At 34.0% G+C, this 11676-nt stretch carries 8 protein-coding genes; all 8 read left to right on the top strand.

Annotated elements, in window-relative coordinates; genetic code table 11:
* Positions 1–5: 5 nt before the first annotated feature.
* The 8 genes from HMPREF3267_RS09980 to HMPREF3267_RS10015 all read left to right on the top strand — a co-directional run bounded on the left by HMPREF3267_RS09980 (position 6) and on the right by HMPREF3267_RS10015 (position 11602).
* The gene (locus HMPREF3267_RS09980; protein WP_062078761.1) at positions 6–2759 is read left to right on the top strand and encodes a condensation domain-containing protein; all 2754 of its coding nucleotides are present in this window, start codon (positions 6–8) and stop codon (positions 2757–2759) included.
* Positions 2760–2775: 16 nt separating this feature from the next.
* The gene (locus tag HMPREF3267_RS09985) at positions 2776–3354 is read left to right on the top strand and encodes an MptD family putative ECF transporter S component (protein WP_002491936.1); all 579 of its coding nucleotides are present in this window, start codon (positions 2776–2778) and stop codon (positions 3352–3354) included.
* A complete protein-coding gene (locus HMPREF3267_RS09990) occupies positions 3351–4076 on the top strand; it encodes an energy-coupling factor transporter transmembrane component T (RefSeq protein ID WP_062078763.1) in 726 nt (241 codons plus the stop codon). Before HMPREF3267_RS09985 ends, HMPREF3267_RS09990 begins: the two co-directional genes overlap by 4 nt.
* Positions 4076–5536 carry an ABC transporter ATP-binding protein gene (locus HMPREF3267_RS09995; RefSeq protein WP_062078765.1) on the top strand — a complete coding sequence of 487 codons (1461 nt, stop codon included), beginning with the start codon at positions 4076–4078 and terminating at the stop codon, positions 5534–5536. The genes HMPREF3267_RS09990 and HMPREF3267_RS09995 overlap by 1 nt, the downstream gene beginning before the upstream one ends.
* A gap of 23 nt (positions 5537–5559) precedes the next feature.
* Positions 5560–7314: an ABC transporter ATP-binding protein gene (locus HMPREF3267_RS10000; protein ID WP_070823853.1), complete on the top strand. Its 1755-nt coding sequence runs from the start codon at positions 5560–5562 to the stop codon at positions 7312–7314.
* Positions 7315–7338: 24 nt separating this feature from the next.
* Positions 7339–9072: an ABC transporter ATP-binding protein gene (locus HMPREF3267_RS10005; protein ID WP_062078767.1), complete on the top strand. Its 1734-nt coding sequence runs from the start codon at positions 7339–7341 to the stop codon at positions 9070–9072.
* A complete protein-coding gene (locus tag HMPREF3267_RS10010; protein ID WP_062078768.1) occupies positions 9073–10110 on the top strand; it encodes a saccharopine dehydrogenase NADP-binding domain-containing protein in 1038 nt (345 codons plus the stop codon).
* A 283-nt stretch (positions 10111–10393) separates the two neighbouring features.
* A complete protein-coding gene (locus HMPREF3267_RS10015) occupies positions 10394–11602 on the top strand; it encodes an NAD(P)/FAD-dependent oxidoreductase (RefSeq protein ID WP_002459561.1) in 1209 nt (402 codons plus the stop codon).
* Positions 11603–11676 lie beyond the last annotated feature (74 nt).

Raw genomic sequence — 11676 nt, forward strand, 5'->3', positions numbered from 1 at the left:
TAAAGGTGAATTTAGAGCAGCAACTCATTGAGTTATATAAGCAAGGTATAACGCTGTGGACGAAAGACGGTCAATTACATTATAAAAGTAAAAATGCAAAAATAAATGAAAAAATATTAGCATTTTTGAAGCAAAACAAACAGGATATTTTAAAGCTTTTATTAAAACATAGTGACGTTAATTATTATCAAAGTGCAACACGCTTTCCCTTAAAAGACATTCAAAGTGCCTATCTAATAGGGCAACAAAGCAAATTTGGAGATGTATCAAGTCATGTCTATTTTGAAGTCAAATTTCCTAAATTAGACATAGAGCGAGCTAATCAATTATGGAATAAACTCATAAAGAAACATCAAGCTTTGAGGACGATTATTGACTCATGGGAGACACAAACGATATTGTCAGGTGACTTAGATTATAAATTATTAGTAAATAATGAAAATGGTGACAGTCATTTAATACGAGAACAACTTCAAGATAAACAATATGATCCAGCAACATGGCCATTATTTGATATAGGTATTACGCAACGACATGAGCAATCCATACTGCACCTATCGTTTGATTTTTTAATTTTAGATTGGACAAGTATTTGGATATTACTTAAAGCGTTTGAAAGTGCCTATTTTAATGAAAATGACGTTATTGATACATCTCAAGACTACGAGCTAAAAGATATATATATGCAAAGCGAATTAACTAAGGCAAGCTCTAAATATTTGGTTGATCAGCAATATTGGTTAAATAAGTTGCCACATTTAGGACAATATCCACAATTACCAATTACTATTGATAATGCCAAAGATTTATTTGTAAGAAATTCATTTGTAGTCAATCGTCAGTCATGGTTAAATTTAAAAACATTTGCACAACAGCATGGATTAACGCCAAATACATTTGTACTAACCGCATTTGCTTGTGTTGTCAATAAGTGGATCGATCAACAGACATTTGTAGTCAATTTAACGACGATGAACCGTAATGAAACATATAAAGATATTGATCATATTGTCGGTGATTTCACCTCTACGAACTTATTATCAATCAATGTTGATGAAAATAGTTCGTTTTTGGAAAACGCTTCAAAGATTCAAGCTACACTATTAGAGGACTTACAGCATAACACTTTTACCGGTGTTGATTTAATTAGAGAGATTAGAAAAACAAATTCAAATCGTCTGTATCCTATTGTTTTTACAAGTTCATTAGGGACTGGAGATATGCACTTTGAGCATTTGAAAATTGGGGATGAAGGCTTAAGTCAATCGCCACAAGTGTTTATGGATTGTCAAATCATGGAAATTAACGGTAAGTTAAACGTTAATATTGATACGAGACAAGGTATTTTTAAAGAAGCATTTATCAATAGGTTTATTATGGATTTAGAACACATGCTCATGAATTATACAACTAGTGAAAGTTTAACTAAGGCACTTAGCTTTTGGTATGACACTGAAAGAAAAACAAGTGCGTATCAGCAAATCATGTCACAACAGCAAGACGTCAAACAAATAGATAATAAAACATCTGATGTTCAAGCAGATTTAGTACCCGAATCTTTAAAGCAAGAAATCATCGACCATTGTCAGTCGATATTACAAGTCAATTCACTATCTTATGATGACAATTTTTATAACTTTGGTGCGGATTCACTAGTATTAGCACGACTTTCTACTCAAGTGGTTGAATCGTGTAAATCACATGATTATGAAATCATCAATTTTGATGGTTTATTACGAAAATTATTAGCCGAACCCACGATTAATATGCTATTCAATGCAATTAATACCAAAATTGCTGAAGTAGAAAATGTGAAGGAGTCGGAAAGTAATCAATCAATCGGGAAGTTGACATTCTTTAAAAAGGAAGGTACGACACTAAAAATACTATTTCATGCTGGTTTAGGAACGATGAATTGTTTGCGTTATTTAATCGATGATTTAAAAGCTATTGATCGCGATGCACTGGCAGGAATTACCATTAACAATCAAGAGCAATATTGTCATATCAATCGTCAAAATCTTGTTAAAAAAATTAGTGAATCCTATGCTGAAATGATTAGTGAAACGGATTATGAATCGATTCATCTTGTAGGATATTGTTCGGGCGGATTGGTGGCGTTAGAAACTGCTAATATTTTAACACTACAAGGCATTGACGTAGAACATGTGACGTTAATTGATACATCGATATCACCTATATCTCAAATAGATGACATCGTGTCAGAAATGGCATATATACAAAATCATTTTATAACAATCTCTGATGTCATTCCTGATATTGAATACAATAAATTAACTCAGAGTATTAAAGAAATGTATAGCAACATAGAACAAGACAAACAATATCATTTATTAGATTTCCTGGAAAATAAATATGGGGAATCAGATCAATTAGTTACACAATTAAAACATTTTTTTGAACGCAAAACATTTGATGAACGATTTAAGATTTATGCGAATGTAATAGAGGAAACAAATGGAGAAACTATTAATGAAGCATTTTTAATGTCTTCTTATCAAGTTCAAATGGCAAGTTGGGAATCCGCACATATGGTGCCCACGACTTACATTGGGGATGTTACGTATTTAAATGCGCAACAAAAAGAAAATAGTTCTTTATTGCCAGCACAAGATAATGATCAATGGGAACAATATTGCATAGGTAATTTTGAACAAAAAAATATTCCAGGTAATCATTACGATTGCGTAGAAGATAAAGATAATGCCACAGCAATAGCAAATTTAATAGCTCATTAGTAAAGGAGTCATTTTTATGAAACAGTTAAACGTTAAAGATTTAATTACAGTAGGTATTTTTACAGCCATTTATTTGGTCGTCTTTTTTGTTACTTTTATGCTAGGTTATATACCGTTTTTAATTCCATTTTTAGGATTAATTTGTCCAATCGTTTGTGGTATACCGTTTATTTTATATGTGATGAAAATTGAAAAATTTGGAATGTTAACACTAACTGGATTTATATTAGGGCTAGCTTTTACCATCATGGGAAGTGGACTAATTATGATTCCAGCTGGATTGATTTGTGGATTGCTTGGTGATTTGATTATGAAACAAGGTGATTACAAAGCTTGGAATAATATTGCATGGGGTTATGCGGTCTTTTCATTATGGATGATGGGCTTTGTGTTGCGTATGTTTTTAGCTAGAGAGGCGTATTTTAAAGAGTTAGAACAATCTTATGGGCATGAATATGTGCAAACATTAGCATCTATAACGCCATTATGGACGTTACCAATTATGTTTGTTTTAACAATCGTTGGTGGGCTCTTAGGTGCTTGGTTAGGTAAGAAAATGTTTAGTAAACATTTTAAAAAGGCGGGGCTTATGTGAGTAAAATAAGTTCTTTATTTAAAGATGATAGAACACGGTTAGCACAATTAGACCCTCGAACTAAGATTTTACTGACAATTACTGTGAGCACTATTCTTATTTCAAGTGGTAGTTCACAAAGTATCTTACGTATTATGATTACGTTATGTTCATTGAGCTTGTTACTTTCTATATATAAATACTTAGCTTTTTTAAAGTTTACAATGTTGTTCGTGATACTGATGCTTTTACAAGCTTATGTTGTGCCGTATACACATGGTATGCTGCAGTTTATCTTGTTGGCTTGCGTAGGCATATTTATGAATATGTTGCCTGGTTTCATTGTAGGTTATTTTACATTATATTCAACTAAAGTGAGCGAATTTATAGCCGCTATGGAAAAAATAAAAATGCCACGCAACGTTATTATTCCAATCACTGTTATTTTTCGCTTTTTTCCAACGATTTCAGAAGAGTATAGGAATATTAATCATGCCATGAAAATGCGCGGTATTACGTTAAGACGACATATTTTTAAAAATTTAGAGTATCGTCTCATTCCACTGATTATATCAGTCGTACAAATTGGCAATGATTTATCCTTTGCTGCAATGACACGTGGCATCGATGCACCACACGCAAGGACAAATATATGTACAGTCAAATTTAAGTGGTTAGATATGGTGTTCTTTATTGTTATGTTGGCATTGTGGGTGAATTATTATAAGGAGAAATTAAGTTGATGATTAAATTTGACAACGTATCTTTTACTTATGCTGAAGCAACACATCCAGCACTAAAGCAGTTATCTTTAGAAATCAAACAAGGTGAAGTTGCTATATTTTGTGGGAAGTCAGGCAGCGGTAAATCAACCATAGCAAAATTGATTAATGGCTTAATACCAAAGGTTCAAACGGGTGATATTGGGGGAGACATTTATCTTAATCAACAATCGATGGCTGAATTATCCATGTATGAAATTTCGACCATGGTAGGCAGCGTATTTCAAAATCCTAAAACACAATTCTATAACGTGGATACAACCAGTGAACTGGCTTTTAACCTGGAAAATCAAGGTGTTCCACCAGCTACAATCATGCAGAAAATTGAACAAACCATGGATTATTTTGAGTTAACACATTTATTACAGCGGAATATCTTTGAGTTGTCTGGAGGCGAAAAGCAGATGATTGCATGTGCTTCCGTGCTAATTAGTAAGCCAGAAATCGTCGTCTTGGATGAGCCTTCTTCCAATTTAGATATGTATAGTATTAAAAAGCTTCAGCAGATGATACGTTATTTGAAGCAACAAGGGACGACGGTAATCATTATAGATCATCGTCTCGATTATGCGCTTGATTTGGCTGACAATATCTATTATATCGATAGCGGACAATTGCAACAGTGTTTTACGGTGAATGATTTTCGTGCGCTCGAACAACAACAGTATGAAACAATGGGATTAAGATATCAAGCCTGTCCAGTAAAAAACGATATGCCTCATAACGATAATCAACCGTCAATACACATTAAAGATTTCAGCTATGGTTACAACAAATGGAGACAAACTAAACAACTAAATATTGCAGATTTCAGCATACCTGAACATGAAATGATTGCCATAATTGGTGATAATGGTAGTGGAAAGTCCACCTTTGCACGTTGTTTTTGTGGTTTAGCAAAGGGATTCAAAGGAAGTGTCTCATGGCAACAATGTCATGCAAAAAGGAAACAATTATTAAAGCATAGCTATATGGTATTTCAAGATGTCAACACACAATTGTTTACAGAAAGTGTTGACCAAGAAATGAAACTACTCAATCAAGATATAGAAGAAACACATGTTAATGCTATTTTGAAACACATGAATTTATTGGCTAAAAAAGAGGCGCATCCACGCTCATTGTCTGGTGGTGAAAAGCAACGTGTTGCAATAGCGACCGCGCTTATCAGCAATAAAGATTTTATTATTTTTGATGAGCCAACGTCAGGTTTAGATTTATATCACATGAAGCAAGTCGCACAGAATATTCAGACGGTCCATGCACAAGGTAAGCGCGTTTTTATTATCACGCATGATTATGCTTTAATTTTAGAATTATGCAGTTATGTCATGCATTTTGCAGCTGGACAAGTCATAGATCATTATCCATTAGATCATGCAGGTCATGATAAATTGGCATCATATTTCCAAGTATCATGAGGTAAAAGAAAGGAGTAACAAACATGACAAATCGCTCACATTGGTTCACATCTTTATTGAATTTCGGTAAAGATAGTAAAGGAAAAATTGTGTTATCGGTCTTGTTATCCATCTTGAGTGTGTTTTCAGGTTTAGTTCCATATTGGGCAGTCTATCGAATTATTCTGTATGTGGTAGCTGGGCATAAAGAAATACACAACGTATTATTTTACATTGGCATAGCGCTTTTAGCCTATGTATTACAAGTTATCTTTTTCGGTTGTTCTACCATGCTGTCCCATGTAACAGCTTATGACATATTGTCAACAATTAGAAAACGATTGGCACAGAAACTTATGCGATTACCACTCGGTGTTGTGGAAGCGAAAAAAATCGGTGAACTTAAGAGCATTATGGTAGACAAAGTTGAAACAATCGAATTACCTCTAGCACATATTATTCCTGAAGTCATTGGCAACTTATTATTATCACTCGCGATTTTTGTTTGTATGATTGTCATTGATTGGCGGATGGCATGTGCAATGCTCATTACAATTCCGATATCATTTTTTGCATTTAAAAAGTTAATGTCTGGCTTTAATGATACGTATGCTGCACAAATGGCATCAAATAATTATATGAATAGTTCAATTGTAGAATATATCGAAGGTATTGAGGTAATTAAGACATTTAATCAATCGCAAAAGTCTTATCAAAAATATAAAGATGCCGTCAATGATTATAAGACACATACATTAAATTGGTTTAAACAAACATGGGGTTATATGAATTTAGGTGCCAGCATCTTACCATCAACCTTTTTAGGGGTCTTACCTATGGGGATGTATCTGGTGGCCATACATCAATTAGATCAAGCATCATTTTTCTTATGTTTAGTGTTATCTTTAGGTGTCGTTGCACCAATTAAGAACTTCACTAATTATGTGAATCAATTAATGTCGATTCAATATGCAATTTCTGAAGTACAAACAATTTTAGATTTAGAAGAATTAAGTCAACCCGAACAATTTCAACAGCCTAAAAATACCAATATTACGTTTAATGATGTCGGTTTTTCTTATACAGGTGAAAGTGAAGACCTTGTTTTTGATCACTTAAACTTTACAATTCCTAGCCAGACCTTTACCGCTATAGTTGGTCCTTCTGGAACTGGGAAATCCACGATTGCTAAATTATTATTGAGATTTTGGGATGTAACCCGTGGTGACATTTTAATAGGAGATGCCAACATTAAAAATATCAGCCCTAAACAATTGAATGATTTAGTCGGTTTTGTTGGTCAAGATAACTTTTTATTAAACTTAACCTTTAAAGAAAATATTAAATTAGGACGTCCTGAAGCATCAGATCAAGATGTTATTGCTGCTGCTAAACAAGCACAATGTCATGATTTTATTCAACAGTTACCTCAAGGCTATGATACATATGTGGGTGCTGTTGGTGATAAATTATCAGGTGGAGAAAAACAACGTGTGACGATTGCACGTATGATTTTGAAAGATGCACCTATCATCGTTCTAGATGAAGCAACAGCTTATGTAGATCCAGACAATGAACAAAAGATTCAAAGTGCTTTAAATGCATTAACACACAATAAAACGTTAATTGTGATTGCACATCGTTTATCAACGATTAAACAAGCAGATCAAATCATAGTGTTAGATCAACATCGTATTGCTGAGCAAGGTACACATGAAGCGTTGCTTAAAAATCAAGGTACATATCACAAAATGTGGACGATTCATAGAGGTGTTAAAGACTGGGGCGTCACGTCGTAGTGATAGACGATAAGGAGGATTCCGATGTTTCAAATAACCAATAAAATTTTAAAATGGACTGCACCCTTCAAAGCTCGAATGATTTTAGGATTTGTCATGTCATTTCTGAATGCAATTTTTATTGCAATGCCTATCTTCTTAGCTGCCAATGTGTTTAATCGCATGTTAACACATCAAGATATTGAAAGTAATGAAATATTTTTGGTACTTGGTGTCATGATTGTATTAGTGTTGGCACGTTTCATCACTGCGTATGCGAAAAATAGGTTACAAGAGAGTATTGCCTACGAAATGAGTGCTACAGAGAGATTAACCATTGGTGAAAAATTAAAAAATGTGCGTTTAGGATATTTTGAGCGTAATCATTCGAATGAGCTCTCAACAACCGTAACTTCAGATTTAACATTTTTAGAAAACTATGCCATGAAAATGGTTGATATAGTGGTGAATGGATATATCCTAATCACGGTACTTATTCTATCATTAGCCGTTGTCTCATGGCAGGTTGCGTTGGTTGCACTTTGCGGTGTCTTGCTATCATTACTGAGTATTTATATCTTAGAAAAAATAAGTCATCGTAATGCACCGAAATATCACTATGCACAAAATCAGCTTGTTGAGAAGGTGTTAGAAGTTGTAAGAGGTATTCAAGTTATTAAAGCTTTTTCTAAAGAAGATACGAGTTTAAATAGCTTCAATCGTGCTGTTGACGATAGTAAGCGTACAAATTCTAAAATAGAACTGCAATATACACCGTTTAATTTACTTCACTTATTAAGTTTAAAAATTGTTTCAGTACTTATTGTGCTTGTCGCAACTTTATTATATTTTAACCATACAATTGAACTACCGATGCTCATTATGATGGCTATATTTTCATTTGTCATCTTTGATAGTGTAGAGCATATTAATAATGCAGCACATGTGTTAGAAATTATTGATGTGACACTGGATGATATCGCCGAGATAAAAACGGCTCCAGAGCTCAATGAAACTGCAACGAACCAAAATATTACCAACTATAATATAGCCTTTGATCATGTAAGCTTTGCCTATGAGCAACAATCCGTCATTAAAGATGTGACATTTAACATTGATGCACAAACGTCAACAGCGATTATTGGACCATCTGGAAGTGGTAAGTCAACACTGTGTCATTTGTTGTTAAGATTTTACGATGTCGATGAAGGTAGTATACGTATTGGTGACGTAGATATTAGAGATATGACACTAAGCACATTGATGTCACATATTAGTGCAGTTTTTCAAAAAGTTTACTTGTTTAATGATACTATCGAAAACAATATTTTATTTGGGAAACCTCATGCGACACAAGAAGAAGTGGTTGAAGCAGCGAAACAGGCCTGTTGTCATGATTTTATCATGTCTTTACCTCAAGGCTATCAAACCGTTGTCAACGAAAAAGGAAATAATCTTTCAGGTGGTGAAAAACAACGCATCTCTATTGCCAGAGCCATTCTAAAAGATGCACCTATCATTATTCTTGATGAAGCAACAGCGAGTATTGATCCTGAAAATGAACATCTGATTCAACAAGCGATTGATGAACTGAGCAAAGGGAAAACGGTTATTACGATTGCACACAAATTAGGAACAATTAAAAATGCAGACCAAATCGTGGTGTTACAACAAGGAGAAATCTGTCAACTTGGTCAGCATGATACACTTGCAAATGAAGCAGGTATGTATCAAGACTTTTTAGCTATTAAAAGTGAATCGGAAGGTTGGAAATTATAAATGGTACAATGTATTGGTATTATCGGAGGCAATGGTGTAATAGGGTATAAGCTTGCGACATTATTAGCAAACCACCAGAATATCAACGTTATTATTACTTCTAGACAACTACGACCTCAACATGAGTTACCACAACATGTTACATTTACAACCGTTCATTTAGAGCGTGAGGATGAAATCATATCATTGATACGTCGATGTGATTTGATTATAAATTGCACTGGAAAGGCAATCAGACAATTATTACGATATTGTTTCACATATCACACGCACTATATCGATGCTTCTGGAGACATTCAGTGGGCAAACAATGAAGCAGAATTGCATAGCCAGCTAAGTAGAGCAAAGCTTAATGCCATTCAATTTGCAGGTGTTAACCCAGGATTAACGGAAGTCCTACTTGATTATACATATTGCCGTAATGAAGTAAAATCCTTAGAAATGTATTTTTCAGGCACAGGACATCTATCTAAATCCGCTGTCCTTGAAATGATGACAACATCTAATCCACCTTATGCATACAATCAAATGTATTTAGTACAAGGAGAGTTAACGCCTACAAATTATTTGATGACAACACGTCAGCTTGAGTCAGACGCACCACCATATCATTGCATTCCTATTATTAACCAACACTTTATAAATTATATTAAGCAAACAACGATTAACGAAGCACATTTCTTTAATGCTTTTAAAGACGACAGTATTATCTATAAAATGGCACAAGCGAAATATCACTTTGATCAACATGATATCACTAGTGCCATCACTATATTACGCAATGAATTTGAAGTTGATGCCAATCGCCATGAGCCATTTACATGCATTAGTTTGCTGTTAAATGATAACAAGACAATTTCAATACGGTGGTCACAAGATTGGAATGATGTAACTGCTTTGACATTATATTGGACGGCGATATTGATATTACAAGGGAATGTTAAACAACATGGTTTAACAAACTTATATGAAGCTATAGACGCCGAGACGTTACTAAATATGCTTCAACAAGAAAGCCATTGCTACTTTCATAACTAATGGTTAAAAAATAACAAACTATTAACAACTTTTACTTTAAACCTATATTCGCTTGAAAATGTAAGCTAAAAACTATAGAATTAAACATGGATTGAAGATTTTGTCTTTTTTGTGAACTCAAATGACTTGATCAAGATTATAAAAAGACATTGATACGTATGTATAAAGTCTATAAATTGTTTTTTGCAACACATTCATATTGAATTAACTTATGAATTGTATTATTGTCACATACTTTAGACTACGTAGAAATTAAATCAAATGAAAGCTTAGGTGAATAGTAATGGCTCAAGAACGAAAAAAAATACTTGTATTAGGTGCAGGTTATGCTGGATTACAAACTGTAACAAAATTACAAAAGCATGTTTCAGCTGAAGAAGCAGAAATTACATTGGTGAATAAAAATAAATATCACTATGAATCAACGTGGTTACATGAAGCGTCAGCTGGGACTATTAGCTACGAAGATTTAATATATCCAGTTGAAAGCGTACTTAAAAAAGACAAAGTAAACTTCGTCAATGCTGAAGTGACTAAAATTGACCGCAATGCGAAAAAAGTAGAAACAGATAGCGGTATTTTTAACTACGATATTTTAGTTGTTGCATTAGGCTTTGAAACTGAAACATTTGGTATCAACGGTATGAAAGACTATGCTTTCCAAATTGAAAATGTTGATACTGCCCGTCATTTATCTCGTCATATTGAAGATAAATTTGCCAACTATGCAGCTTCAAAAGAGAAAAATGATAATGACTTAGCTATTTTAGTAGGTGGCGCTGGATTCACCGGTATTGAATTTTTAGGTGAATTAACTGACCGCATTCCTGAATTATGTAATAAGTATGGTGTAAACCAAGAAAAGGTTAGAATTACTTGCGTTGAAGCTGCACCAAAAATGTTACCAATGTTCTCAGACGAGTTAGTTAACTACGCAGTTAAGTATTTAGAAGATCGCGGCGTTGAATTTAAAATCGCTACACCAATCGTTGCTTGTAACGAAAAAGGTTTTGTAGTTAAAATCAATGATCAAGAACAACAATTAGAAGCGGGTACTTCAGTTTGGGCTGCAGGTGTACGTGGTAGTCAATTAATGGAAGCATCATTTGAAGGTGTTAAACGTGGGCGTATCGTGAACAAACAAGATTTAACTATCGAAGGTCATGATGATATCTTTGTGATTGGTGATGTATCTGCGTTTATTCCAGCTGGTGAAGAACGCCCATTACCAACAACTGCTCAAATTGCTATGCAACAAGGAGAGCACGTGGCTAAAAACATTAAACATATCTTAAATGGTGAAGCTACAGTTGACTTTGAATATGTTGACCGCGGAACAGTATGTTCTTTAGGTTCACATGATGGTGTTGGTATTGTATACGGTAGAGACATTGCAGGTAAAAAAGCTGCTTTCATGAAAAAAGTGATCGATACACGTGCAATATTCAAAATCGGTGGCGTAGGTTTAGCATTCAAAAAAGGTAAATTCTAAGATAATGGACTGACGATTAACATAAAAAAAGTTAATAGGACACTTTGACCTACCGTTTAGCCTCTTGCATTGAG

This window comes from Staphylococcus sp. HMSC62D11, from assembly GCF_001839145.1.
Classification (GTDB): domain Bacteria; phylum Bacillota; class Bacilli; order Staphylococcales; family Staphylococcaceae; genus Staphylococcus; species Staphylococcus lugdunensis.